Source organism: Rufibacter ruber, assembly GCF_001647275.1.
Taxonomy (GTDB): domain Bacteria; phylum Bacteroidota; class Bacteroidia; order Cytophagales; family Hymenobacteraceae; genus Nibribacter; species Nibribacter ruber_C.
Map to the genome: position 1 here is coordinate 91,610 of NZ_LRMM01000005.1, position 22,311 is coordinate 113,920.

General features: G+C 53.2%; 22 protein-coding genes. 12 read left to right on the forward strand and 10 right to left on the reverse strand.

What is annotated here, in order from left to right; genetic code table 11:
- Positions 1-63 precede the first annotated feature (63 nt).
- Positions 64-1,092, reverse strand: coding sequence for a class 1 fructose-bisphosphatase (gene fbp / locus A8O25_RS03470; RefSeq protein ID WP_066830891.1), 1,029 nt, complete (start codon positions 1,090-1,092; stop codon positions 64-66).
- A gap of 106 nt (positions 1,093-1,198) precedes the next feature.
- Here fbp and A8O25_RS03475 point away from each other — a divergent pair, with 106 nt between their 5' ends.
- The 6 genes from A8O25_RS03475 to A8O25_RS03505 all read left to right on the forward strand — a co-directional run bounded on the left by A8O25_RS03475 (position 1,199) and on the right by A8O25_RS03505 (position 7,683).
- Positions 1,199-2,473, forward strand: coding sequence for an aspartate kinase (locus tag A8O25_RS03475; RefSeq protein ID WP_066830893.1), 1,275 nt, complete (start codon positions 1,199-1,201; stop codon positions 2,471-2,473).
- A gap of 68 nt (positions 2,474-2,541) precedes the next feature.
- Entirely contained in the window at positions 2,542-3,315 is a 774-nt protein-coding gene (locus tag A8O25_RS03480; RefSeq protein WP_066830895.1) for an enoyl-CoA hydratase-related protein, read from the forward strand.
- A gap of 367 nt (positions 3,316-3,682) precedes the next feature.
- Positions 3,683-4,312, forward strand: a complete 630-nt coding sequence (locus A8O25_RS03490) for a peroxiredoxin (RefSeq protein ID WP_066830898.1) — start codon at positions 3,683-3,685, stop codon at positions 4,310-4,312.
- A 268-nt stretch (positions 4,313-4,580) separates the two neighbouring features.
- Entirely contained in the window at positions 4,581-5,837 is a 1,257-nt protein-coding gene (locus A8O25_RS03495) for a 3-deoxy-D-manno-octulosonic acid transferase (protein WP_066830900.1), read from the forward strand.
- A complete protein-coding gene (gene rsgA, locus A8O25_RS03500; protein ID WP_066830902.1) occupies positions 5,834-6,757 on the forward strand; it encodes a ribosome small subunit-dependent GTPase A in 924 nt (307 codons plus the stop codon). The genes A8O25_RS03495 and rsgA overlap by 4 nt, the downstream gene beginning before the upstream one ends.
- 53 nt (positions 6,758-6,810) lie before the next feature.
- Entirely contained in the window at positions 6,811-7,683 is an 873-nt protein-coding gene (locus tag A8O25_RS03505; RefSeq protein ID WP_066830904.1) for a hypothetical protein, read from the forward strand.
- 10 nt (positions 7,684-7,693) lie between these two features.
- On the opposite strand, the gene A8O25_RS03510 is transcribed toward A8O25_RS03505, so the two are convergent.
- Positions 7,694-8,248, reverse strand: a complete 555-nt coding sequence (locus A8O25_RS03510; protein ID WP_161947688.1) for an NUDIX hydrolase — start codon at positions 8,246-8,248, stop codon at positions 7,694-7,696.
- Positions 8,249-8,556: 308 nt separating this feature from the next.
- On the opposite strand from A8O25_RS03510, the gene A8O25_RS03515 reads away from it, so the two are divergent.
- Positions 8,557-9,015, forward strand: a complete 459-nt coding sequence (locus A8O25_RS03515; RefSeq protein WP_066830907.1) for a peptidylprolyl isomerase — start codon at positions 8,557-8,559, stop codon at positions 9,013-9,015.
- Positions 9,016-9,151: 136 nt separating this feature from the next.
- Here the strand turns inward: A8O25_RS03515 and A8O25_RS03520 are convergent, their stop codons facing one another.
- The 4 genes from A8O25_RS03520 to A8O25_RS03535 form a co-directional block, all read right to left on the reverse strand.
- Positions 9,152-10,135, reverse strand: a complete 984-nt coding sequence (locus tag A8O25_RS03520) for a hypothetical protein (RefSeq protein ID WP_066830909.1) — start codon at positions 10,133-10,135, stop codon at positions 9,152-9,154.
- A gap of 79 nt (positions 10,136-10,214) precedes the next feature.
- Positions 10,215-10,949: a ZIP family transporter gene (locus A8O25_RS03525; RefSeq protein ID WP_066830911.1), complete on the reverse strand. Its 735-nt coding sequence runs from the start codon at positions 10,947-10,949 to the stop codon at positions 10,215-10,217.
- Between the two features lie 95 nt (positions 10,950-11,044).
- Entirely contained in the window at positions 11,045-11,416 is a 372-nt protein-coding gene (locus A8O25_RS03530) for a nuclear transport factor 2 family protein (protein ID WP_066830913.1), read from the reverse strand.
- Between the two features lie 318 nt (positions 11,417-11,734).
- The gene (locus A8O25_RS03535) at positions 11,735-13,273 is read right to left on the reverse strand and encodes a sigma 54-interacting transcriptional regulator (RefSeq protein WP_066830914.1); all 1,539 of its coding nucleotides are present in this window, start codon (positions 13,271-13,273) and stop codon (positions 11,735-11,737) included.
- Between the two features lie 107 nt (positions 13,274-13,380).
- On the opposite strand from A8O25_RS03535, the gene A8O25_RS03540 reads away from it, so the two are divergent.
- Positions 13,381-13,569 carry a hypothetical protein gene (locus A8O25_RS03540; RefSeq protein ID WP_066830915.1) on the forward strand — a complete coding sequence of 63 codons (189 nt, stop codon included), beginning with the start codon at positions 13,381-13,383 and terminating at the stop codon, positions 13,567-13,569.
- A gap of 131 nt (positions 13,570-13,700) precedes the next feature.
- Complete coding sequence (locus A8O25_RS03545; protein WP_066830916.1) at positions 13,701-13,892, forward strand: hypothetical protein; 192 nt, start codon at positions 13,701-13,703, stop codon at positions 13,890-13,892.
- Positions 13,893-14,564: 672 nt separating this feature from the next.
- Here the strand turns inward: A8O25_RS03545 and A8O25_RS03555 are convergent.
- Positions 14,565-15,665 carry a vWA domain-containing protein gene (locus A8O25_RS03555; RefSeq protein ID WP_066830919.1) on the reverse strand — a complete coding sequence of 367 codons (1,101 nt, stop codon included), beginning with the start codon at positions 15,663-15,665 and terminating at the stop codon, positions 14,565-14,567.
- Between the two features lie 240 nt (positions 15,666-15,905).
- Between A8O25_RS03555 and A8O25_RS03560 the strand changes: the two genes are divergently transcribed.
- Positions 15,906-16,190: a DUF427 domain-containing protein gene (locus A8O25_RS03560; RefSeq protein ID WP_066830921.1), complete on the forward strand. Its 285-nt coding sequence runs from the start codon at positions 15,906-15,908 to the stop codon at positions 16,188-16,190.
- Between the two features lie 476 nt (positions 16,191-16,666).
- Here A8O25_RS03560 and A8O25_RS03565 read toward each other — a convergent pair whose 3' ends face one another.
- Complete coding sequence (locus A8O25_RS03565) at positions 16,667-17,650, reverse strand: acyl-ACP desaturase (protein WP_066830923.1); 984 nt, start codon at positions 17,648-17,650, stop codon at positions 16,667-16,669.
- Between the two features lie 149 nt (positions 17,651-17,799).
- Between A8O25_RS03565 and A8O25_RS03570 the strand changes: the two genes are divergently transcribed.
- The gene (locus tag A8O25_RS03570) at positions 17,800-18,636 is read left to right on the forward strand and encodes a class I SAM-dependent methyltransferase (protein WP_066830926.1); all 837 of its coding nucleotides are present in this window, start codon (positions 17,800-17,802) and stop codon (positions 18,634-18,636) included.
- Positions 18,629-20,044: a N,N-dimethylformamidase beta subunit family domain-containing protein gene (locus tag A8O25_RS03575; protein ID WP_066830928.1), complete on the forward strand. Its 1,416-nt coding sequence runs from the start codon at positions 18,629-18,631 to the stop codon at positions 20,042-20,044. The genes A8O25_RS03570 and A8O25_RS03575 overlap by 8 nt, the downstream gene beginning before the upstream one ends.
- Here A8O25_RS03575 and A8O25_RS03580 read toward each other — a convergent pair.
- Both A8O25_RS03580 and A8O25_RS03585 read right to left on the reverse strand, forming a co-directional pair.
- Positions 19,998-20,966: a glycosyltransferase family 2 protein gene (locus A8O25_RS03580; RefSeq protein WP_066830930.1), complete on the reverse strand. Its 969-nt coding sequence runs from the start codon at positions 20,964-20,966 to the stop codon at positions 19,998-20,000. The genes A8O25_RS03575 and A8O25_RS03580 overlap by 47 nt on opposite strands.
- Entirely contained in the window at positions 20,963-22,240 is a 1,278-nt protein-coding gene (locus A8O25_RS03585) for an MATE family efflux transporter (RefSeq protein WP_066830932.1), read from the reverse strand. The genes A8O25_RS03580 and A8O25_RS03585 overlap by 4 nt, the downstream gene beginning before the upstream one ends.
- Positions 22,241-22,311: the final 71 nt, after the last annotated feature.

Below are 22,311 nucleotides of genomic sequence, written 5' to 3' on the forward strand. Positions count from 1 at the left end.
TTGGCGGGGGCCTTTCTGTTTTTGGCCTGTTTTCAGGAAATCAGCCCTAAAACAGGGCAGGTGTTAAGCCAGAGAGTGGCGGGAAGGCACCCCGCGGGCAACCAGCAGCGTCTCCACCTCTTCCACCATGTCAGTAGAGCCAATGTACAGCTGGCAGCGCTGGTGTAATTCATACGGCTCAATTTCCAGAATACGGCGCTGACCGTCTGAGGCCTTGCCGCCGGCCTGCTCCACAATAAAGGCCAGGGCATTGCACTCATACAACAGGCGCAGCTTGCCTAGCGGTGATTTCTGGGTGATGGGGTACAGGTAGATCCCGCCCTTCATAAGGTTTCGGTGAAAGTCTGCCACCAGCGAGCCAATGTAGCGGGCAGAGTAGTTGCGTACCCGGCAGAGCTCAATGTATTGCTGCACCCCTTCCGGGAAGTGGTTGAAGCTTCCTTCATTCACAGAGTAAATCTCGCCTTTCTTAGGAATGGTGATGTTGGGGTGTGACAGGAAGAACTCGCCCAGGGAGCTCTCATAGGTGAAGCCGTTCACGCCGTTCCCGGTGGTATACACCAGCATGGTGCTGGAGCCGTAGATGATGTAACCGGCCGCCACCTGCTCAGTCCCCTTCTGCAGACAGTCTTCCAGGTTCCCTTCAGTCCCCAACTCAGACGTACGGCGATAGATTGAGAAGATGGTCCCAATAGACACATTCACATCTATGTTAGAGGAGCCGTCCAGCGGGTCAATGGCCACAATGTACTTGCCTTTCATGTTACCGGTCTGGATGATGCCTTCCTCCTCCTCAGAGATGATGGCCGCTACCTCCCCCCCGTTGCGCAGCGCTCTGATGAACCGGATATTTGCCACCACATCTAATTTCTGCTGATCTTCGCCCTGCACATTCTGTTTTCCGTAAGCTCCCCCTATATCTGTAAGGCCGGCGTGGTTAATGGCACGGTTTACGATTTTGGCGGCGAGCGCTATGTCACGCAACAACTGAGACAGTTCACCGGTAGCAAAAGGAAAGTCCTCCTGCTTGCGCATGATAAACCGGTCAAGGGTGGTTCCCACCGGGAGCGCTAAGTCTTCTTTGATTGTCATAGGAGTAGAGTAGTGTATTGTGAACGGATTGATTATTACAAAAATAATAATTTACCCGAGCTATTCCTCAGGTAAATTTTAAATTTGTTAAATTTTACGATATTAAATGATTGTTTACAAATTTGGAGGCGCCTCAGTCAAAGACGCCGCAGCCTTTAGGAACATCTTCCAGATCCTGTCTGCCCTCTCTTCTGCAGAAAAGCCGCTGGTAGTTGTCTCGGCCATGGGCAAGACCACCAACGCGTTAGAAGAGGTGTTTCAATTAGCCCACCAGGGGCTAAGTTACACAGAAACGCTGCAGAACTCCCAGCGGTACCATCTAAACATTCTACAGGAACTGTTCCCGCAGCAGGATGCCCCCGTGTACGAAGCCGTTGGCAAACAGTTTCAGGAGTTGCAGGATATTCTAACAAACGTTAGCCCAGATGATTTTGACCGGCATTATGATCAGGTTGTCAGCATGGGGGAACTGCTCTCCAGCCTCATTCTGCACCATTTCCTCCAGGCGCAGGGCCTTGCCAACCTGTGGCTGGACAGCCGGCAGTACATCAGGACAGACAGTACCTGGCGTGAAGGGAAAGTAGACTGGGAATGGACCGAGACGCAGATACACGCCCACCTTCCCGCAATCCTGGAACAGCAGCCGGTCATTACGCAGGGGTTTATTGCGGGAACAGAGCAGGGCGCCACCACCACCCTGGGCCGCGAAGGCTCAGACTTCAGCGCCGCCATCTTCGCCTATTGCCTGCAGGCCCAGTCCCTGACTATCTGGAAAGATGTGCCGGGGCTCCTGAACGCAGACCCCAAGCTGTTTGAGGAGACCATACGGTATGAGGAGATTGCCTACCAGGAGGCCATTGAAATGGCCTATTACGGGGCGTCAATCATTCACCCTAAAACGGTACAGCCCCTGGCCAAGCGCTGCATACCGCTGTATGTGAAATCCTTTCTGCACCCGCAGGAACCCGGCACGGTCATCTGGAACTGCCAGCACAGCCGCATTGCCCCTTCTTTCATTCTCAAGCAGAACCAGTGCCTGCTCTCGTTCCACACCAAAGACTTCGGGTTTATCTCTGAGGAGAACCTGAGCGTCATTTTTCAGGCGTTGAGCCAGTACCGGCTCAAGATCAACATGATGCAGAACTCGGCCATCTCCTTTTCAGTCTGCACAGATTATGATGCCCAGCGGGTTCCCCGGCTTATTGAAGCACTCACCCCTGAGTTTGTCGTGCTCTACAACTCGCCGCTGCACCTGTACACCATCAAGAACTATGACCAGGAGAGCCTGGAGAAAATAGCCACGGGCAAAGAGGTGCTGCTGGAGCAGCGCAGCCGCCAGACCTACCAGCTGGTCTGCCGCCCGGCCCACGCCGCCCGGTAATGTCTGTTGTTTGCCTATTTTTCAGAAAACAAGCCTAAAACACACCACCACTGATTTACATAAAGACCATGGAATTTATCTTAGTCACCCAGCAGGCGCGCCCGCACGTAGCCCTCATCCAACTGAACCGCCCCAAAGAACTCAACGCCCTCAACCTCCAGCTCATGGCCGAACTGCGTGATGCCCTCAAAGAACTGGACCAGAACGAGGAGGTGCGGGCCATTGTGCTCACGGGCAATGAACGGGCCTTCGCCGCCGGGGCAGACATCAAGCAGATGGCCGACAAAACCGCCATTGACATGCTCCACATTGACCAGTTCTCTACCTGGGACCAGATCAAGAAAACCAAGAAACCCCTCATTGCCGCGGTCAGCGGATTCGCCCTGGGGGGCGGCTGTGAACTGGCCATGACCTGTGACATGATCATTGCCTCAGAGACCGCCCAGTTTGGCCAGCCCGAAATCAAGATTGGCGTCATGCCCGGCGCCGGGGGCACCCAGCGCCTCACCCGCGCCCTTGGCAAAGCCAGAGCCATGGAAATGGTGCTCACCGGCAAATCCATCTCGGCCCGGGAGGCCGAAAAACACGGTCTGGTCAACCGCGTGGTGCCGGTAGAGCTGCACCTGGAAGAGGCGTTCAAGCTGGCCGGCGAAATTGCGCAGCTGTCTCCGGTGGCCGTAAAGCTGGCCAAAGAATCTGTGAACCGGGCGTTTGAGGCCCACCTGGAGGAAGGCCTTCATTTTGAACGCAAGAACTTCTACCTCACGTTCGCCTCAGAAGACCAGACCGAAGGCATGGCTGCCTTTGTGGAGAAACGCCAGCCGGTTTTTAAAGGAAAGTAATCTACTCCTGTTTTGGGGCTGTTTTTGAAAAAACAGCCCCAAAACAGGAACCCTCCACGGCTTGGAGCTGGCCTCCCTCTAAGAAACCTACCCAAGAAGGCCACCGGCCAGGTCAGCCAAAGCGGGTTTAGTACCCGGTCCCGTTATTGCCAAAGAGGCAATGAAAAAAAGGAAAAGCAGCGGCAGGCAATAGCGTTTTTCCCATAAAGCCCCCCTTTGCACCAGGCGGTTAGTTGCCTTAACCATACCTCTCTTTATTGCGGCATACCGTTGTGCGTTGTACCTTTGCACCAGATTTGCGTTTGCTGCCAAACATTTGGTAGCAAACCGGCTTAAACCCATAGAAATTTTTATTTAACAATTAACCATGGCAGTTTTAGTAGGTAAAAAAGCTCCTTCGTTCAAGGCAACCGCCGTTGCAGACGGTGAGTTTGTAGAAGATTTCTCATTAGACCAATACCTTGGAAAGCAACACGTTGTTTTCTTCTTTTACCCGTTAGATTTCACATTTGTGTGCCCAACGGAGATCATTGCGTTCCAAGACCGTCTGGAAGATTTCAAACGTAAGAATGTAGCCGTGGTAGGTTGCTCCATTGACTCCCACTTCTCGCACTGGGCGTGGTTGAACACGCCGCGTGACCGTGGTGGTATTGAAGGTGTTACCTACCCGCTGGTAGCTGACACGGCTAAAACCATTGCGTCTAACTTTGACGTTCTGGCCGGCCACTATGACTACAATGAAGAAGGCGAAATGGTGTTCAACGGTGAGCCCGTTGCCTACCGTGGTCTGTTCCTGATTGACAAGCAAGGCATTGTGCGCCACCAGGTAGTGAATGACCTGCCTTTGGGCCGTAGCATTGATGAGGCGCTGCGCATGGTTGACGCCTTGCAGTATTTTGAGGTGAAAGGTGAAGTGTGCCCTGCCAACTGGGAAGAAGGCAAAGAAGGCATGGAAGCCACCCGTGAAGGTGTCTCCAACTACCTGGCCAGCCACTAATTACACCTGGCATTTATCTAAGAAAAGCCCCTGTCCCGTACAGGGGCTTTTTTATGCAGGCTCTGTTCAAACAAGAGCGGCATGGTGCTACTACTGCTACCTCCTCCCCCTTCTCCAGATTCACCTTGACGCACCTTCTTAAAATTTCACTTTTTAATAAAAGGAAAAAAAATGGTTAGAGGCTTGGGTGACGCGTATCTTTGTACAAACCATACGTTCCCTGCCCTTTGGCTTTACCGGCCACGGGAAAGGGCAAACACTAAATAGTATGTCAAAATTTCTTTACAACGTAGGAATCAGAGCGTATAGGTTAGGGGTAAGTCTGGCGTCTCCCTTTCATGCCAAGGCTGCCAAGTGGCAGCAAGGCCGGAGCCAGCTCTTTGAAAACCTGGAGAAGGCCTTCAAAGACAACAAAGCCCCCGTCATCTGGTTTCACTGTGCCAGCCTGGGCGAGTTTGAGCAGGGCAGACCCTTGATTGAAGGCTTCAGGGAACGGCACCCGGAGTACAAGATTCTGCTTACTTTCTTTTCCCCGTCTGGTTATGAGGTGCGAAAAAATTACCCGGGGGCTGACTACATCTGCTACCTGCCTTTAGACACCAAAGAGAATGCCCGCCGGTTTGTGCAGCTGGTTAAGCCTAAGATGGCCGTTTTTGTCAAGTATGAGTTCTGGCACCACTTTACCAAGGCTTTAAAGAAGCTCCACATCCCGCTGTTCTCAGTTTCAGCCATCTTCAGGCCCAACCAGATCTACTTCAGGAAGCGTGGGGCATTCTACCGCAGAATTCTGGAACGTTTTTTCCACATCTACACCCAGAACCAGGAGTCTGCCACGCTGCTTTCCTCCCTGAACTTCAGCAAAGTGAGTACTGCCGGTGATACACGCGTTGACCGCGTGTTGCAGACGGCCGCCAGCGCCGCCCCCATTCCGGTGGCAGCCGCCTTCAAGGGCAGTTCGCCGGTGATGGTGGTGGGCAGCAGCTGGCCAGAAGACCTGAAAGTACTGCTCCCGTTCATGCAGCAGCACCTGCCGCACCTCAAGTTCATCCTAGCTCCCCATGAAATCAGGGAGCGGGAGCTGCGTGAAATTGAAACCCGGTTCCCTCAGCAGGCGGTCAGGTTTTCCCAGGCAGACGCGCAGACCGTGGCGCGGCACCAGATCCTGCTCATAGATAACATAGGCATGCTTTCCTCCCTGTACCAGTACGCTGACTATGCGTATGTGGGCGGGGCGTTTAAAACCGGGTTGCACAACACTCTGGAACCGGCCGTCTTTGGCCCGCCCATTTTCTTCGGCCCCAAATATGCGAAGTTCCAGGAGGCCATAGATCTGGCGGAGGCTGGGGTGGCCTTTCCGGTGAAAAGCACCGGTGAACTCAGCGCAATCTTTGAAAGGCTGCAGAAAAACCCGGCAGAAAAGAACCGCATCCAATCCAAAGCGCAGGAATATCTGCAAAAACAGGCCGGAGCCTCCCAACGTATCTTAACGGCATTGGAATATTGGCTACCTTTGCCCAAGGCATGACAGGCACAGTTGTAAAATCTACCGGCTCTTGGTACCTGGTACGCTCCCACACCAACGGGCAGCTGTACAAATGCCGCCTGCGCGGAAAATTCAAAAGCAAAGGGCTCAAGGTCAGCAACCCCATTGCCGTGGGCGATGAGGTCACCATGGAAGATGAGGGCGAAATGCACCAGGGGGTGATCACCCAGATTGCCCCCCGCCGCAACTACATCATCAGGAGATCTACCCACAAAGCCCACCATGCGCACATTGTAGCCTCTAACCTGGACCAGGCGTTTCTGGTAGTGACCCTGGTGTCGCCGCGCACGTCGTTTGGGTTTATTGACCGTTTTCTGGTAACGGCAGAAGCCTATGACATTCCGGCTACGCTGATCTTCAACAAGATTGACCTTTATGACCAGGAGGCCCTGAATTACCTGAGCCAGGTAGTACAGCTCTACGGCCAGATTGGTTACGCTTGCTTTACCTGCTCAGCCCACACGGGAGAGGGGCTGCCGCAGGTCAGGGAGCTGCTTACCGGCAACGTCACCTTGTTCTCTGGCCACTCAGGCGTAGGCAAAAGCACGCTGGTCAACACGCTGGTGCCAGACCTGGAACTGAAAACCTCAGAGATCTCCGCCTTCTCAGACAAAGGCGTGCACACCACCACGTTTGCCGAGATGTTTGAAGTTGGCCCAGACACCTACCTGATTGATACCCCCGGCATTAAAGAATTAGGCGTGGTGGAGATGAAACGGGAAGAGATAGGGCATTTTTTCCCTGAGATGCGGGAACGCCTGAACCAATGCCGCTTTCACAACTGCCTGCACGTGAACGAACCCGGCTGCGCGGTGCAGGCGGCCGTGAAGCAGGGCAAGATTGCGTTGCCGCGCTATGAAAGCTATCTGAGCCTGCTGCACGAAGAAGATTCTCACCGGTAACCCGTTCACTCCTTCCTTCGCAACCCAATTTTTCACCGGAACAACAGCTCAACATGCAGAGGCACCTCATTTACCAGGCGTATGGCAAAGAAGATATTCTTCATGAACTTCTGTATTCCCTGTACTCCCTGTTAAAGCTTTACCCGGCGGGCCTCCCCTGCCAGGTGGTTGTCTATACAGACAACGAAGCTTACCTGCGGCAGTTCCTGCCAGAGACAATTGCCTACCGCCAGCTCTCTGCCGCCCAGATACAGGAATGGCGGGGGCCGCAGGACTTTGTGCACCGCGTAAAAATCATGGTGCTGAGAGATTTTATTTCCACCCATACCGGCAGCCTGCTTTACCTGGACACAGACACGGTGTTCAACCAAAAGATTGAGCCCCTGTTTGAGCTGATTGAGAAGGGGCACACGTTTGTCATGCACGAGAACGAAGGGGTGGTCTCTACACAGAAGAACCTGATCTTTAAGAAGGTGTACAAGTTCCTGAGCGCGCGGCAGACAGGGATTTCTCCGCACATGACCATGTACAATGCCGGAGTGCTGGGGTTGCGCACAGAAGATGCCTCTGTAGTAGAGCAGGTTCTTTCTACCACAGACCGCCTCTACCGGTTGTTTCCCAAGCACATTATTGAGCAAATGGCCTTCTCCTTCCATTTAGCCCAGGGGGCTCAAGCCCCCCTTTACTGCGCAACCCAGGAAATCTTCCATTACTGGGACTTCAAAGAGTTCAGGGAGCTGCTGAACGCGTTCTTCCGGTCTCACCAGGGGCAGCCGTACCAACAGATTATTCCCCAAATGGGGGTGATAGACCCCCGCGAGCTGATTGTAGACAAGCGCAGATTTGACCAGCTACCAGGCCTCACCAGGCGCCTCTACAAACTAGTAGGTAAACGCTGGAAACTCCCCCCGTACCCGGCCCAATAGCACACTCCCCTTATGGCTTGAGCACCAGCTCCTGAACCAGCTGCAACATCTCCAGAAACTGGGTCTGCAGCGGGATAAAGGCCCTCACAGGTTCAGGGACCTGCAGTTCTCCTACCAATTGGCGCACAGGCACATACTGCACCACCTCTATCTCCTCCCGCTGAAATTCAAAGGACTGCGCCTCCCGTTGGGTCTGGTACAGGAAAATACCGGCGTGCTCCCTGTCCAGCAGTTGCGCCTGCTCGTCCTGGCCATCAATAGACATGACGGCCACAAAGCGTACGTCAGCCGGGGTAACAGCCAATCCCAGTTCCTCACTCAACTCCCGGGCGGCACAGGTTTCATACGACTCGCCGGGGCTCAGGTGGCCGCCAATGCTGATATCCCAGAGCGAGGGGAACAAATCTTTGTGCCGGCTGCGCCGATGGCAGAGATAGCCTTGTTCCGGGTGGTGTACAAAAATCTGCGCCGTGCGGTGCCAGTGCCCCAACTCATGCACCTGCCGCCGCGGCAGCGTCTGTTGCAAAGGCTCATTCTGGGCATTGTAGATGGCAAGATACTCCATGGGGCCAAAGTACGAAATCTGTTTCTGGGTTGGGACCGCGCTCTCCCTTTTCTTTTCCCAGAAAGCCCTTAGGCTTAGGTGGCGTTTCTGGCCTGTTTTTGAAAAAACAGGCCAGAAACAGAAAACCGCCCTGGGCTCAGCCCGTGCCGCCCGCAGCCCCCTTACCATTTACGGGAAGGCTCTACCGCGGTCCCCTCCTTCGGCGGAACGCCATAAAAATACGTACCTTTGCAGGAACTAGCTTCCGTTGCAGGGAGGGGTTTCCTCTTTAAGCCGGGAGCGTATCAAACCAAAAGCACATATTTATCATGAAAACCGCAGAAATCCATACCCAGAAGGGCGTGATGAAAGTAGAGTTCTACGAGCAGGATGCCCCTAAAACGGTTGAAAACTTTACCAAACTGGCCAAAGAAGGCTTTTATGACGGCCTCACGTTTCACCGCGTGATTCCTGACTTTGTGATTCAGGGGGGGTGCCCTAACAGCCGCGAAGGTTCTAAAGGCATGCCCGGCACCGGCGGACCCGGCTACAAGATTGACTGTGAGCTGACCGGCGGAAACCAGTACCATGACCGCGGCGTGCTGTCTATGGCCCATGCCGGCCGCAACACCGGCGGCTCCCAGTTCTTCATCTGCCACAGCCGCAACAACACCGCTCACCTGGACCGCAACCACACCTGCTTTGGCAAAGTGGTAGAAGGCCTGGATGTGATTGATGACATCAAAGCTGGTGACCGCATTGAGAAGATTGTGGTAAACGAAGCCTAATTTTCCTGACAAGCTATAGTTCACGAACTTACTCTTGTTGAAAGACAGCTCTAATAGCCGGAAGACGTTGCGTTTTCCGGCTATTTTTGTAAAAACAGGCCGAAAACAGAAACCCCAAATCAGCAGCACGCTACCTTTAGACTGAACCGTTCTTCCAGCGGTAGAACTGCATGCGCAGATGTTTAACCCACTGCACCGGGGCGGGCAGGTGATTGCGGGAGATGGACAGAAAATGCGCTTTCTCTGACCCAAAACTGCTGTAGAAATCTGAGATGGGATCAACTTCGGGCGCCTCAAAGTCAAAAATATAATCCTGCCCCGCAAATTTCTGCAGCACGAAATCCACCAGCAGGGGAATGCCCCCCAGGCGCTTGCCCTGAGTGGTGGAGCTGTTGAAGATGTAAATAATCTGGCGGTTGAAGAAAAAGAAAAGCCCCATGGCCTGCTCCTGCCCCTGCGCGTCAACCGCCGCGAACATTTGCGCCATGCCGCGCTGGTTTGCCTCCTGGTACAGTTGCCGCAGCAGTCTGTATTCATAGGCTTCGCCTATCACCCCCGCAATTTTAGGGGCTATATACTCATGGAAGATGGAGATGATGCGGTCTATATTGGTGCTGGACTGCACGGTGAGGCCGCTGCGTTTGGCCTTGTTGATGCGCCACCGCCTGTCTTTGCGGTACCCCGAAACAATGCGCTCGTAGCCTTGCGCCAGATCAAGATGGTAGGTGGTGAAGGTGCTGCAGTTAAAACCAGTGAAAACTCCTCCCGGAATGAACGCGTTGCCCGTGTTAAAGGCGTAGCTGGACACCAGGTTGAACCGTTTCCCCAGCAGATGAGCCGCTTGTTGCCATTCTTCTGTGGTGAATGGCTGCTGGTAGAACACACCCAGTTGATGGGCAAACAACGGCTGCCGCACGTACCGCATCCCAAACTTCCGCGCCGCGGGAACGGGCATGATGGCCACGTACTCCCCTGCGTCCTCCTTGACAATAGCTTCCCATTTGGGTGATATAATGTTCAGGTACCAGGAAAAACCGTAGATCATGCCATTGACCGAGCGGTTCAGGCAGGCGTCCCATTTCTGGAAATCGATGGCCGCATGGGAAAGGTAGCGCAGCATGGGGTACGTAAGAGATGGTTCCCTGGTCAACCGTGACCAAGACGAGGGCACAAATTAAGCATAAGTTTTGAGCCGAAGGCTACAGAAGTAACAGAAGCGCAGAGTACGCCACCACCCCCAGCAGAAAAGCCGAGAACCTGCTTTTCCGTTCTTCAGGCAGCTCTTCTTTGAGCACGTTGAGCACCACGCCCCCTGCCAGAAACGCCAAGAGCAACGCCGTAGCCGCCTCTGAGACCTGCACCACCAGCCCGGTAGCCCAGCCAGCGGCCAGGGCAATTACCAGACACCAGCGCCCCACGTGCCGGTACTTCTGTTTGTGGTGCTCCCGCAGTCCGAAGTCATTCACCAGAAAATGGAGCGCCATGGCCACAAAATAAAAGGCCGCCTCCTGCGTTGACCGCTCCTCCTGCTCGTGCAGCAGGTACCCGATCAAGGCGTTGTAGAGCGAAAATGAAAGGATATGCACCCAGAAAACGGCGGGCGGCGAGGCGTCTGCCGCACCCTTGCCCCCGTTCCTCGACTTGATGGCCATGCGTTCCAGCCCGTAGAAGATGACCAGCCCCAGCAGCGCCATGAGGTACATATGGTGTTTCAAGAAGGAAATATTTTGGTTTTGGGCGGCTTCCTGCACGTGCTCCTGCCCTTCCTGCAACTCTGGGAACAGGTGCAGAAACACATACGCCACCGACACCCCGCCCGCCCCCGACAGCCAGACGCTTCTGGGCACGCCCTCCAGAAACTTCAGCCTATCAGCAAACACATGAATGAGCATCAGCCCCAAAAGCGGAAGTGCGGTAAGGAAAAAACTCTCCATGAGCGGCAGGGTTGGTTCCTGCTTTTTTACTCGCTCCTCTGGAAGAATGTTGTTGGAGATCCCGCTCGCTTTTACATACCAAGAAGTTTTTACCTCTAAGAGATATCTTCTATGGAGATAATCTTGCCGTCTCTGAAACCAAAAATTGATTTGCCTTCCATTTCCAAACGTTCACCAGCCTGGGGGCCATCAGGAAGGTCAACCGCCAAGACGCCGCTGTAGGCGATGTTGACCTCCACCTTGTCGGCTGATTCTTCAAGGGACGTAATTTTTTGTTCCCGTTGGCTGAAAAAACTTTTTGCCTGCTCAGCCTGCGCTTTGAAGGCAGAAAGCCCCAGAAGTTGCAGGTTTACCTCGCCCGCAGAGACGTTCTTAAAGACAATTTCATCATGCAGATTTGCCAGCATTCCTTCCACATCAAAGTTGTTATAGGCCTGAATGTACTGGGTGACGAGCTCTTTTTTCATAGTAATTGAAAGCGGAATTAACGTTTAGCAAATGATTAGTTTGGCTGAATACTACAATGTAATTAGACAAATTAAATTATTCATCATTTTGTCATCCTAAAAGGATCTTAGGGAACAGTGAGCGAACTAGATAAGCTCTTCTTGACAGCAACTGCCGTTCGCAGCCTAGGTCCTTTTTGAATGACAGAGAGAAGAAAAATGTAAGATTATTTCTATCCCAGAACTTAGACTACTTAAGGTACAGAATCTCCAATAAAAACAGAAGGCCGAAGCTTGTGCCTCGGCCTTCTGTTTTGGAGCTAGTTTTCGAAAAACAGCTTAAAAACGGTCATTGTCTTCGTCCTCCTCGTCTTCTTCTAAGCTGAAGCCGCCGCCTGAGAACATGCTGCTGAGCAGGTCTTTGAACTGCAGGCCGGCGGTGAGGCGGTTGCGGGAGATGAGGCTGTATTCAGAGAGGCCGTGCAGGCAGAACTCCATGAAGAAGAGGTGCTCGGCTTCGTCTTTGACATTGGGCAGATACTTGTCTACCACCTCAGAAAGGCTGGGCACCTGGTTGAGCACGCGCTTGTACTCGGCGTCTGAGGCATCATTGAGCAAATCTAAGGTGTGGCCATCTGAGAACCACGCGCTGATTTTCTTGTATGGGTCTTTCTCTTTCTGCTTCTTGAATTTGTCTGGGTCCGGGAAATAGTTCAGAAACTGTGTTCTGATGGCCTTTCCCATTAACCGGTAAGCAACCCCACTAGCGCCTTCCTGCTCGCCCTCGTACACCAGTTCTACTTTCCCCGTAACGGCGGGAACCGCGGACAGAAAATCAGCGATGCGCACGTGGGTCTGCGGCTCGGCGTTGAGCAGCACCCGCCGTTCTGCGGCGCTCACCACGCTTTCATACGCAGAGATGGTCAGACGGGCCGAGACACCGCTTTTGGCGTCTACAAACTCACTTTCGCGGGCCTCAAAGGCAATCTGCTCTACCAGGTCATGAATCAGTTCATGGCTTTTCACGCGGTCATTCTGCGCCTTGGTGATGCGGGCTTCCTGCTTGGTGATGCGCTTGCCAATCTCAATGCTTTTGGGGTAATGCGTGATAATTTGGCTGTCAATGCGGTCTTTGAGCGGGGTCACAATAGAGCCGCGGTTGGTATAATCCTCTGGGTTGGCGGTGAACACAAACTGGATGTCCAGCGGAAGCCTGATCTTGAAACCGCGTATTTGAATGTCACCTTCCTGCAGAATATTGAACAGTGACACCTGAATGCGCGCCTGTAAATCTGGCAGCTCATTGATCACGAAAATGCCGCGGTGCGCCCTCGGGATCAGCCCGAAGTGGATCACCCGCTCATCTGAGTACGGCAGCTTCAACGTGGCGGCTTTGATCGGGTCGGCGTCGCCGATGAGGTCAGCCACCGAGACATCGGGCGTGGCCAGTTTCTCGGTGTAGCGCTCGTCACGGTGCAGCCATGTAACCGCAGTATCATCGCCGTGCTGGGCCACCTGGTCTTTCGCGAAGCGGGAAAGGGGCTGCAGCGGGTCATCATTCAGCTCAGAACCGGCCACCACGGGCACGTACTCATCTAGCAGTTGCACCAGCAGGCGGGCAATTCTGGTTTTGGCCTGCCCGCGCAAGCCCAGCAGGTTGATGTGGTGGCGGCTCAGGATGGCGCGCTGCAGGTCTGGGATCACCGTTTCCTCGTAGCCGTAAATGCCGGGGAACACTTCTTCGCCGCTGCTCAGTTTCTTGATGAGGTTGGCGCGGAGTTCCTCTTTCACGCTCTTCGGGGCATAGCCGGCGGCCTTTAGCTGGCCCAGGGTCTTGATCTTGTGCAGTTGTTCTGCAGGTATATCTGAATAAAGCATTCGTAGTTATTGGTTGACAGTTTTAGTTATTAGAGTTTTCGGGCTGTTTTCAGAAAAACAAGCCAAAAACAGAACGCTCTTTTGAGGTGAACGCGTACCTTTAATGTATGAAACCAGTTGCCACCGCTTTAGTTTTCACCGCCATTGGCGCCGCCCTCGTGATCATTAGTGCCCTATTACGTATTTTTCACGTCATAGACCGACCCTTAGGGTATACCTTGCTGGGTGTTGGCGTGGTGCTGGGCCTCATTGGCGGCTATTTGCGTAGACGTGCCGTGAATCAAAACAAGGAGTAACTCCTACTTCCGTTTTTGAGCTACTTTTTGGAAAACAGGCTTAAAACAGAAGTCAGCTGATTTTCTCTGGTTAAGCATTTGAAGCTTCATTTCACTATTGCTGAAAAAATCGTATCTTAGGTATATCACTAATGGATACCGCTATGCGTCATTTAACCGTCCCCTCTGTTTTCATGGTGCTGGCCCGCCTTCTGGTTTTGGCCGGCATAGGCATGTGTCTGACTAAAACAGCCTTTCCTGAACTGGCCTTAGGTTTTATTGCGGTAGGTGGTCTTTTGAGCATTGCTTCGTATTTCATTAAGCGTAAAACGGTTGCTGAGTAGTTTTCTGTTTCGGGGCTGTTTTTAGGAAAATAGCTCAGAAACGGAAGTTGGCGCAGACACTCGCAGGTCTTGAAGACGCTGCGAGGTCTTTTGAGCTGGCGGTGAAGCGGTGGCTGGCCCATTAACCTACCCCTCCGAGGAGGGGAATATCTGGAATGCGTAAATCTGCTGGTGCCTCGTCTTTGTACGTTTTCGTTCGCCCTTTCAACCTTTATTTAGGACAATCCTTTCCCAAGGGCGAATCTACCTTAGCCACCTTCTTAAAATTGATCCTTCCCATATCTTCCTGTACGCATTCCGTTCCCCTTTGAAGGGGTAGGGGGATGATTACTCGTGCTGATAATAGCGTTCCCGCTACTCTTATAGGTTTCCATCTGCTTTGTTAGAGCTTTTTGCCTCTTCCTCCGCCCTTATCATCCCCCTACCCCCTTCAAAGGGGGACGATCAGATACTGACATTTTTTATCAACCACCTGATGCGGGATAAATTTTAAATGCAAAGTCAATTTCCACGAAGGCTTGATGTAAGAAGTGCCCATCTCCAGATTTCCACATCTTCGCTGTTCGGGATTTATAATCCCGAACCACTCTGTCGGGGATTTGCAATCCCCGTGTCTGCGGTTTCAGAATAGCTAAATCTAATAGGAACATCTCTCTTCATGCCTAACGTGCCTTACATCCGCTTCTTCTTATTCCTTCCGTAGTCTCTGAACACTAGGTTCCCCAGGCCTTTGAGGCTGCTGTAGTAGGCTTGGCCGTTGTTGACCTGGGTGAATTCCTCCACAAACTCCTGCAGGTAGGGGTCTGAGGCGATCATAAAGGTGGTGATAGGGATGTGCAGTCTTCGGCACTGGGCCGCCAGGTTCAGCGTTTTGTTCACCACCTTTCTATCCAGCCCGAAACTGTTTTTATAGTACTTCAGACCTTCTTTCAGACAGGTGGGTTTGCCGTCGGTGATCATGAAGATCTGCTTGTTGCTGGTTTTTCTTCTCCGGAGTAAATCCATGGCCAGCTCCAGTCCCGCCACCGTGTTGGTGTGGTACGGGCCCACCATGAGGTACGGCAAGTCTTTCACGCTGATCTGCCAGGCGTCATTGCCAAACACAATGATGTCCAGGTTGTCTTTGGGGTACTTGATCTTGACCAGTTCGGCCAGGGCCATGGCTACCTTTTTGGCGGGCGTAATGCGGTCTTCGCCGTACAGGATCATGCTGTGCGAAATGTCAATCATGAGCACGGTGCTGGTCTGGGTCTTGTGCTCCCGCTCGGTTACCTCCAGGTCATTCTCGGTGAGGAAGAAATCCTCTGAGAGGCCGTGGGCAATCTGCGCGTTCCTGATGGACTCAGTAAGCTCAATCTGTTCGGGAGCATCGCCAAACCGGAACTCGCGCCTGTCGGCGGAAGGCTCATCGCCAATGCCGGTTTTAGGCGTGGCATGGTTGCCGCGGCCGCCTTTCTTCAGCTTCCCGAAGATTTCTTCCAGCGCACTTTTACGGATGCGCTGCTCACCTTTGGCCTGCAGGTTGAATTGGCCGTCTGGTCCTTTGTCATCAATGTAGCCGTTCTTCTTGAGGTCTTCAAAGAAGTCGCCCAAACCGTAGCGGTCATCGGTGAGTTTGTATTGCTTGTCCAGCTCACTCATCCAGGACATGGCTTCAGCCACGTCACCGGCGGTGAGCGTAATTAACTGGAGGAAAATCTTGAGCAGCGGCTCAAAGCCCTTCTCAGTGGTTTCCTCAGGTACGAATTGGGTGAATCTATATCCGGCTGCCATTTCTTTTAACTGTTAATTCTGTATTTGGCGTTCCGCCTGCATTGGGGAGAAAGAGCAATGCGGGAAGTTCCTCATGTTCTTGCTGCCAACCTTGCGTAGCTTGTGCTTCCCTCCCGTGTCTCCTATACAACAACGAGGAAAGCATTTGGTTCTTACGCAAAGCAACCTTCTGGTGGCAACTTAGTACACAATCTTAGAAGATTCTAATCAGTTTCTTAGAGAATACCAACTTACCTATCTATGCGTGCCATCTGGAAAAATACGGTTTTAGCCGAAAGTGAAGAGACGATTGAAGTGGAAGGGAACCATTATTTTCCGCCCAGTTCCCTGCAATGGGACTACTTCCACCAAAGCGACCGCCACTCTACCTGCCCCTGGAAAGGAGAAGCCAGCTATTTTAATATACAAGTAGGCACCTTTGAGAACAAAGACGCCGCCTGGACTTACCCCCAAACCGAAGAAGCCGCCAAAGAAATTGAAGGTTTCGTGGCATTCTGGAAGGGCGTGCAGGTGGTGGGGAGCTGATTTGAAGATTTATAAAGGTAAAGATGAGTAAGTTTGGTGAAAAGGGAAGTACGTTTTTGTGCTCGTTTTAGGAAACGAGGCCGAAAACGGAAAGTAAGACTTACTTCATCTACCTCTCACGCAAGTTTAGCGCTAGCGTAACTTGTGGGTCCTAATCCGGAAGTTGATACACTTCCTTACGTATTCCTAATTTCTGTTACCCAATCTGTTAGTTGAAAACAAAATCGCGAAGCAAGGATCTTCATTCCAATAATTTCCTCACCCTTGTTTAGAAGAGCATCACGCTGTATCATCCTCGCATTACATGTTGCCTAAGATAAGCGAGTACAACCAAATGCAATTAATAGGGATAAGTGGAAAACTATAATCAATGTCATTATCTCCAACTAACCTACATGAAAACAAAAACGCCCCACAATTTCTTGTGGGGCGTTTTTGGTCTATTTTCACAAAAACAGGTCAAAAACAGCCTGTTTCTAACTGTCAATCCATTTGAACTTGTATTGCAGCTCTGGTACTTTCACCCGGTCAGCCACGCGACGAAGGCGGTTAGGCAGGGCCATGATGTAGTCGCGGGCGCGCTCCCCGGCTGAGTTAAGGCCTGTGACGCTGGTGATTTTCCACTCTCTGATGAGGGTTTCCATGATCTCCACGTAGTCATTAGAGGTGTACACACCAATGCGCTGCGCGGCGTCTGTGAAATGCCCGAAGGTCTGCCCCTGGTCAATGCCTAGTTCACGCAGGTAGTGCGCGGGCATGACAATCTTTTTGCGCATCATGTCTTCAAAGGCGAGCATCATCTCAGAAGGGTCCACCTCAAAGATCTTCTTCACAAAAGACTTGTAGGCTTTGGCGTGACGCCCCTCGTCAGCGGCAATGTGGTTACAGATACGGGCCAGCACGGTCTCCCCGGCCTGCTTGGCCAGGGCGCCTACACGGCGGTGCGATACGTTGGTGGCCGTTTCCTGAAAGGAGGTGTACACAAAGCTGCGGTACGGGTCATCATCGGTTTTGATGTCCATGCCGTCGGCAATGAGGTATTGGGTAGAGGCTTCCATCTGGCGCATGTCTATGCGGCCGGTCAGGTAGAGGTAGCGGTTCAAAAGATCCCCGTGGCGGTTCTCCTCTGAAGTCCAGCCACGGTTCCAGCGCATCCAGGGGCCGTCTGGGTCACGGCTCACGTCTTTGATGCTCATGATCCAGCTTTCATAGGTGGGCAGCGCCTCTTCAGTGATGGTATCGCCAATCAAGACGGCCAGCAGGTCATAAGACAGTTCACGGGCACGTTCCTTCAGGTCACGTAACTCGTCAAAGAAATTATCAAAACGGGCATCAGGCAGAAAATCAGCGGGCTGCCAGCTGTCTTCCACAGATTTCAGAAATTCCGGAAGCTTTTCTTCCAGGAAGTTCTCCAGGTATTTCATCACCTCAGAACGGGTGGCGGCAATATTAGAAATCATAAGAAACAAGATATAGAAAGACAAATATACTAACTTTCAAGTAGAACGCCCTGACTTGCCTCCCTGAAACCAGCACACAGCCCCGGTTATGACCAGAACTGAACTTATGCCTACGTAAAAATAACATCTGGGTTGACATAAGCCACCCTATGCAGAAGAAATGGTTTCGGGTCTTTATCTTTGGGAATACGCTTTTGCCCATGTTCCTGTTCAAGAAACTACTTCCCCCCGCTGCCCGGTTTGCCCTCAGGCAACTGTTCTGGCAAACCAGGAGCTGGCTGTACACAGGGCGCAAGGTGTATTGTCCGCTTTGCGAGCACTCCTATAGAACGTTCCTGCCCTTCGGGAACAAAGGGGAGAGAAGGCCGCAGGCGCTTTGCCCCCGGTGCCACACCGTTGAGCGCCACCGGTTGCTGTGGCTGTACCTGCTGGAAGAACTGCACATTGACCGGCAATCTTTTACCGTTCTCCACATGGCCCCTGAGCCTATTCTGCAGAAAAAACTCAAACAGTTCAAAAACCTGAACTACCGCAGCGCTGATCTGGAGTCGCCGGTGGCCATGGACAAGGTAGACATACAGGCGCTTCCCTACGCAGACGCCTCTTTTGACCTGATCCTCTGTTCCCATGTTCTGGCCCACGTGCCCAATGACCTGCAGGCGCTACAGGAGCTGAGACGGGTGCTGCGGCCAGGCGGCAGGCTCTTGCTCCAGGACCGCATGCATGCCGCTCTTGCCAAAACCTTAGAACAGCCTGATGCCCATACGCCCACGCAGCGGTTACACGCCTACGGCCAGGCCGACCGTTTCCGGAACTACGGCCCTGATTTTGCCCAACGGGTGGCTGCCCAGGGGTTTGCTGTAGAAGCGGTAGAATACGCCCTCACCCGTACCCCGGAAGAACAGTACCGCCTACGTCTGGGGCAGCAGGAAATTATTTTTGTGGCTACACCGCAGGCTATAAAGAAACAGGTATCTGATGTTTAAGGTATTTCTGCGCTCAAGCCGTCTGCTGGGGGTAGTGGGAAAACTACGGCTCTTGCGGTGGCGCCTGTTCTATAAGCCTGCTCCCGTGCAAGACACCGTCACTCCAGACATGGTGCCCCAACCGTTAGAAGGCTATACAGACCGCCTCTGCTATGCACCTGGGCAAACGGTGACATTTCACCTCAAAGCACTGCAGGAAAACAACCTGCTGCTTCTGCAATACCGCACCCCCCAGGCCAACTGGCAAACCCTGCACGAACATTCTTTTGGCCTCCTTCTACAGCAGGAGACCCTGGAGGAGGCCCAACACGGCTGCAACTGGACGCCAAGCTGGACCTTTACCCTCCCGGCCCAGAGCCCACAAGGGTATTACCGGGCATTCCTTAACAACCGTTTGGGCGGGTTGGCTTCAGAAATCCATTTTCTGGTGAGTTCTCCCTCCCCCACAGCTGAGGTGGCCGTTTTAGCTCCGGTTTCCACGTGGCAAGCTTACAACGCCTACGGTGGCCAGTCTTTCTACCGCAATGCCGTTGCCGCAGAAGCGGTGCCCTATGTCTCTACGCTTAGACCCAATACCGCCCTCACCTACCACCGCACCACCAGCCACCAGCATGACCTCCAGATAGAGAGCCACCTCTACCATTGGTTTGCAGAGAAGTACCAGGCAGATCTGTTGCCAGATTATTTTCTGGAGGCGCACCCTCAGCGTTTCCAGTCTTACAAAGTGATTGTGCTGGCGTACCACGCTGAATATTTTACCCAAAAGATGTACCACACGCTCAAAGACCTGGTGCAGCGGAAAAAAATCAGTTTGATCGCCCTGGGCGGAAATCAGCTTTACTGGCAGGTGCGCTGGCACAACAGCTTCACCCAGCTGGAATGCAGGAAAGACGGCGCATTCTTTGAACATGAACCTGAACGGGGCTGTCTCTGGCGCCACACCTCTGCCCCTGAAGCCACACTTTTAGGCGCACAGTTTTCTGAGGCCGGCATGAACTCCTATGCCCCGTACCAGGTGCTCACCCCAGAACATTGGCTTTTCTCCGGGTCTCACGTCACCCGGGGGCAGCTTTTTGGAGAAAAGGGCTTAGACGGGCTCCCTATCTGCGGCGATGAGACAGACAAAACCACCTGGTGCAGTCCCGCTAACACGGTGGTGTTAGCCAAAGGGCTGAACAAAGCCGCCACCTCCCAAGAAAGGGCAGTCTATCAGCCCGGTCACAAAGAATGGAACGGAGAAGGCGGGGGCGAAATCACGGTTACAGAACTTTCCCCGCAACACGCGGTGCTGAACTCCGGCTCTATCCAGAGTGGTGCCGGCATGGGGGTAGATGCAGTGTTCACGCAGGTCATCACCAACTTCATGCACCGCTACGCCCGTACCTCCAGCGGTGGTACCACTTCCTGACAAACTGCAACGGAACCCGGTAACGCACCAGTTGCTGCAAAACCCTGTCAGAGGCCCCCACGCCGCCTTCCTCCTGCAAAATACTGAGTAGTTCTGCGGCCTGCCTGTAATTGGCGGTGAGATAAGCGTGCCTGGCTTCATACCTGATGCGGCGTTGCAAGGCTTTCCGCTCTGCGGGGTTCTGCACCAGTTGCTGCGCCTTTCTGATTACCTGAATGGTGGAGGCCAGCTGTTGGTCGCCTTTTTTATACAGCTGCCGGGAGAGCGAATGGGGGTGCATGCGGCGCTGGCAGAGCACCTGGTCCAGGAAATGGAATTTCCAGTTCCTGGATGACCGCACCCAGAAATCAAAGTCCTCATACGCCAATGAAGCGTCATATCCGTTCAGCTCCTCCAGCACCCTGCGCTTTACCATGACGGTGGGCGGGCAAATAAAGTACCTGCTCAGCACCTGCGCAAACACGTCCCCCTGGGCGGGAGCCGGGGAAAGAGCACCGTCTTTGCTCCGCTGGTAAAACCGGCCCAACAGATGAGAGGCCTCATCTATCAGGTCAGCGTCTGTGTATAGAACCCCGTAGTCAGGGGGCAGGGCGGCAAAGGCGGCCACCTGCCGGGTCACCCGCTCCGGGTGCAGCACATCATCAGTGGCGAAGTCTATCACGTAGTCTCCTTTGCTCCACCTGAACGCTTCATTGAATGAATAGCAGTTGCCTTTGTTCTGCCGGTGCCGAAGGAATTGGATAAAAGGATACCGCTGCACGTACTCCTCAATAATAGCCACACTGTCATCAGAGCTCAGGTCATCTACCACCAGGATCTCCAGGTTGGGGTACGTCTGCCCCAGCACAGAATCCAGGGCCTGCCTGAGAAAGCGGCCATGGTTGTAGCACAGGCAAATCACAGATACCAGGGGAGCGTTCATTTTGAGAAAAAGTAAGACCGGAACAGATACAGGTGGAACAGCAGGAACAGCGCCCAGTCAATGGCATAGGCCACGGTAAGGCCCTCAATGCCCAAGAGAGGGATTAACGTGAGCACCAGCAGGAAATACACCAATGGCGAAACCAGCTGCACCCCAATGTACAACCGCACCTGCGCCCTTACCGCCACCACATAAGACAGCACCCACGCCACCATTTTGAATAAATCACCCAGCAACTGGTAATTGAACAGGTCCTGGGCGGGCAGAAAGTCTTCATTGAACAGTAAGACCAACAAAAACCGCCTTAATAGATACACCAACAGCAGGCCTGCCGCCAGCAACGGGGCCAGCGTAAAGAAGATGGTGCGCACGTACTTTTTCAATTCCTCTTCCCGGGGGAGAAGGGCCGCAATCTTTGGGTAATACACCATACCCAAGATAGAGGTATAGGCGAGCGTATAATTATCTGACACTTTTACCACCGTCTGCCACAGCCCCGTATCATGCAGCGAGAAGCGGTGCATGGCAATTTCCCGCACCAGAAAATCTGAAAACTTAGCGCCAACCAGGGTGGAAACCCCCATCAAAATAAATTTCCCCAGTTCCCGCAAGGTCTCCTTTTCGGGTTTGACCTGCCAGGCAGGGACCAGGCGTTTCTGAAATACCATTGCCGCCGCCGCCAAACCGCCCACGGCCTGGCCTGCTAAAAAAAGGCACAGCACTGCTGGCAAAGGCAACTCCCCCACCGCCATCCAGATTATAGCCACCGTAGCAGTACTCACCAACAGCACCAACCCCACGTACAGCCTTAGGAACTGGCGGGCCAGCAGCACTGACAACCCGAAGAGGTACAGCAGCAACAACAGGAACAACCCCACCAGAAGCAAGGGGTACCAGCCGCTCCCCTGGAGCAGGGCATCTAAGTTAAACCGGTTCAGGAAGAAGTCAGGGAACCCCAGCACGGTGGCCAGCACCGCCACAAAGGAAAGAAGGCTGAGCCACAGCCCGGTCCAGAAAAAGGACTGGTAGCGCGGCCGCCCCACATCTTCCTGGGCCAGGTGCCTGATCAGCCCCACGTTCACCCCGCTGTTGGGAAGGGTGGTCAGAATAGCGATCAGCCCCTGAAAGTGCGACAGCAAGGTGATCCCGCTGGGGCCGTAATAGATGGCAAACAGCTTATTGACCACCAATGAACTCCCCGCCCGGGCCACCGTAGAGAGTCCTGACCAGAGAGAGCCTTTCAAAAACTGCTGGATGTGCTGCTTTCTAGCCATTCTGCAAACTAAGTAATTTAGAAGAACAGTCTTTTCTTGGTGCGGCGTTTTCGGGCTATTTTCTGAAAAAC

Excerpts from the sequence above, each read along its gene's own strand:
- fbp (WP_066830891.1), bottom strand. The coding sequence starts at position 1,092 with ATGACAATCAAAGAAGACTTAGCGCTCCCGGTGGGAACCACCCTTGAC.
- A8O25_RS03475 (WP_066830893.1), top strand. The coding sequence starts at position 1,199 with ATGATTGTTTACAAATTTGGAGGCGCCTCAGTCAAAGACGCCGCAGCC.
- A8O25_RS03480 (WP_066830895.1), top strand. The coding sequence starts at position 2,542 with ATGGAATTTATCTTAGTCACCCAGCAGGCGCGCCCGCACGTAGCCCTC.
- A8O25_RS03490 (WP_066830898.1), top strand. The coding sequence starts at position 3,683 with ATGGCAGTTTTAGTAGGTAAAAAAGCTCCTTCGTTCAAGGCAACCGCC.
- A8O25_RS03495 (WP_066830900.1), top strand. The coding sequence starts at position 4,581 with ATGTCAAAATTTCTTTACAACGTAGGAATCAGAGCGTATAGGTTAGGG.
- rsgA (WP_066830902.1), top strand. The coding sequence starts at position 5,834 with ATGACAGGCACAGTTGTAAAATCTACCGGCTCTTGGTACCTGGTACGC.
- A8O25_RS03505 (WP_066830904.1), top strand. The coding sequence starts at position 6,811 with ATGCAGAGGCACCTCATTTACCAGGCGTATGGCAAAGAAGATATTCTT.
- A8O25_RS03510 (WP_161947688.1), bottom strand. The coding sequence starts at position 8,248 with ATGGAGTATCTTGCCATCTACAATGCCCAGAATGAGCCTTTGCAACAG.
- A8O25_RS03515 (WP_066830907.1), top strand. The coding sequence starts at position 8,557 with ATGAAAACCGCAGAAATCCATACCCAGAAGGGCGTGATGAAAGTAGAG.
- A8O25_RS03520 (WP_066830909.1), bottom strand. The coding sequence starts at position 10,135 with ATGCTGCGCTACCTTTCCCATGCGGCCATCGATTTCCAGAAATGGGAC.
- A8O25_RS03525 (WP_066830911.1), bottom strand. The coding sequence starts at position 10,949 with ATGGAGAGTTTTTTCCTTACCGCACTTCCGCTTTTGGGGCTGATGCTC.
- A8O25_RS03530 (WP_066830913.1), bottom strand. The coding sequence starts at position 11,416 with ATGAAAAAAGAGCTCGTCACCCAGTACATTCAGGCCTATAACAACTTT.
- A8O25_RS03535 (WP_066830914.1), bottom strand. The coding sequence starts at position 13,273 with ATGCTTTATTCAGATATACCTGCAGAACAACTGCACAAGATCAAGACC.
- A8O25_RS03540 (WP_066830915.1), top strand. The coding sequence starts at position 13,381 with ATGAAACCAGTTGCCACCGCTTTAGTTTTCACCGCCATTGGCGCCGCC.
- A8O25_RS03545 (WP_066830916.1), top strand. The coding sequence starts at position 13,701 with ATGGATACCGCTATGCGTCATTTAACCGTCCCCTCTGTTTTCATGGTG.
- A8O25_RS03555 (WP_066830919.1), bottom strand. The coding sequence starts at position 15,665 with ATGGCAGCCGGATATAGATTCACCCAATTCGTACCTGAGGAAACCACT.
- A8O25_RS03560 (WP_066830921.1), top strand. The coding sequence starts at position 15,906 with ATGCGTGCCATCTGGAAAAATACGGTTTTAGCCGAAAGTGAAGAGACG.
- A8O25_RS03565 (WP_066830923.1), bottom strand. The coding sequence starts at position 17,650 with ATGATTTCTAATATTGCCGCCACCCGTTCTGAGGTGATGAAATACCTG.
- A8O25_RS03570 (WP_066830926.1), top strand. The coding sequence starts at position 17,800 with ATGCAGAAGAAATGGTTTCGGGTCTTTATCTTTGGGAATACGCTTTTG.
- A8O25_RS03575 (WP_066830928.1), top strand. The coding sequence starts at position 18,629 with ATGTTTAAGGTATTTCTGCGCTCAAGCCGTCTGCTGGGGGTAGTGGGA.
- A8O25_RS03580 (WP_066830930.1), bottom strand. The coding sequence starts at position 20,966 with ATGAACGCTCCCCTGGTATCTGTGATTTGCCTGTGCTACAACCATGGC.
- A8O25_RS03585 (WP_066830932.1), bottom strand. The coding sequence starts at position 22,240 with ATGGCTAGAAAGCAGCACATCCAGCAGTTTTTGAAAGGCTCTCTCTGG.